This is a genomic window from Parcubacteria group bacterium CG10_big_fil_rev_8_21_14_0_10_36_14 (assembly GCA_002772895.1).
GTDB lineage: Bacteria > Patescibacteriota > Patescibacteriia.
Window position 1 is genome coordinate 1 of sequence record PFCS01000022.1, and the last position, 1,939, is coordinate 1,939.

The 1,939-nt window shown below is 33.5% G+C and carries 3 protein-coding genes; 2 read left to right on the plus strand and 1 reads right to left on the minus strand.

What is annotated here, in order from left to right; translation table 11 throughout:
- On the minus strand, positions 1-286 hold a 286-nt coding region (locus COU51_01510), incomplete at its 3' end, for a tryptophan--tRNA ligase (GenBank protein PIR66885.1).
- A gap of 425 nt (positions 287-711) precedes the next feature.
- Between COU51_01510 and COU51_01515 the strand changes: the two genes are divergently transcribed.
- Complete coding sequence (locus COU51_01515; protein ID PIR66886.1) at positions 712-1,128, plus strand: hypothetical protein; 417 nt, start codon at positions 712-714, stop codon at positions 1,126-1,128.
- A gap of 206 nt (positions 1,129-1,334) precedes the next feature.
- Positions 1,335-1,939 (plus strand): transposase (locus COU51_01520; protein PIR66887.1); only part of this gene is annotated, 605 nt, incomplete at its 3' end.

The following is a 1,939-nucleotide window of genomic DNA, read 5'->3' on the forward strand; positions in this document are numbered from 1 at the left end:
CTGCCACTCTTGATTGTTGAAAAATAATTGATTTAGCTGGGTCAATTCCGGCAGCTAAATAAATTTTGGCAACTTCAATAATATGCCGGCGTAACTCTTCTGAGCCTTGCTTAACGGTGATGGCGTGATAATCAACAATTGAAAATATACAATTATATTTTTCCTGCATCTTCACCCACTGCGAAATAGCGCCAATATAATTTCCGATGTTTAGATTCCCGCTTGGTTGAATTCCTGAAAAAATGGTTTTTTTCAATTCTAGATTTTTTTCTATTTTTTTCTCCATATATTTATCTTTATATTTTTATCTTACTGGAAAAATCCCGTAAAAGCAACAAATGTAATAAAAAGCCTCAGTATAAATAACTGAGGCTTCTATTCAACCCTTTCAAAAAGAACAAAAGCAAGAAAAAATAAATTTGTCTTAACTAGATGCGACTAGCTTTGAGCCATTCTCTCGACTATTCAGGGACTAGACTGACCAACAAAGCACAATTTGTTAACTCGTAATCATGAGAATCTCAACAAATTTTATTTTCTTGCTTAACTTCTGTGTGCATAATCGATTAAACTCAGAAGTATTCTTCTATCTTAAGCTCTAAAAAAAATTTGTCAAACTTTGAACCGTACCCCAAAAAGTGGACACGCAAGTGTCTGCTTTTTTTGTGGGCAAAATAAGATATAATGAAATAACAAACTAAGATAAATAATATGAGTAAAAGGAGACTAAACGAGAATCAAATAAAGGAACTGCTAGCCAATAAGAACGTTGAGAATTGTAGTGATAGGTCGATCACATACAATAAAGAATTCAAGGTGTGGGCTGTAAATAAGTATTATGAAGAAGGATGTAGTCCCAGAATGATATTTGAAGAGGCTGGTTTTGATATCTCAATAATCGGAGAAGATACACCAGGATTCAGTCTGCAGCGCTGGAGAAAGGAATATCAGACAAGAGGCATTGATTCTCTGAAATTTGAGCGTCGAGGTCAAGGCAATCGAGGCGGTAGACCAAAGACTAAAGAGTTAAATGATGCTGATAGAATAAAAAGACTGGAGATAGAAAATGCCTATTTGAAAGCGGAAAACGATTTTTTAGCCAAACTCCGGGCGGCCCAAAAGAGATAAAACTAAAACCGCGACAAAAATATTCTATATTTAAACAACTAAATCTAGATATTAAAATATTATGTGAAGTTGGTTATGTATCTAGAAGTGGATACTATAGCTGGTTAAACAATTTTAATAAATTAGATAAAGATTCAAAAGATTACGAGATAATTAAAGAAATATTTGAACAAGGAAAGAAGAGACTGGGCTGGCGCAGCATTCAAATGAGGCTAATCAATGATTATGGAATAATAATGAACCATAAGAAGATAATTAGAATAATGAAAAAATATCAGCTGTTCGTTAAAATAAGAATTAGAAACCCATATAAATATATTGCTAAGAAAACCCAGGAGCATCGAACATTTGCCAATATATTAAATCGCGAATTTAGACAGGAGGAACCGCTGAAAGTATTTTGTACTGATATAACATATCTGTATTACGGTTATGGGCAGAAAGCATATCTATCAGCGGTTAAAGATATTGCTAGTGGGGAGATTGTTTCCTGGAAAACTTCTCAGGGGCTAGGCCTCGGTATTGTTTTAGAAACGATTGATAGAATGAATATTATTAATTTTGAAAATACGATAATTCACTCTGATCAGGGATTTCACTATACTAGTCCTGAATATAGCAAGAAGATTAAAGATCTAGGAATAACTCAATCAATGTCGCGTAAAGGAAATTGCATTGATAATGCGCCTATGGAATCGTTCTTTGGTCACCTGAAAGATGATGTGGATTGCAAGACGGCTAAAACATTCAATGATTTAGATGATGCAATTAATAACTATATGGATTATTATAATAACAAGAGATATCAATG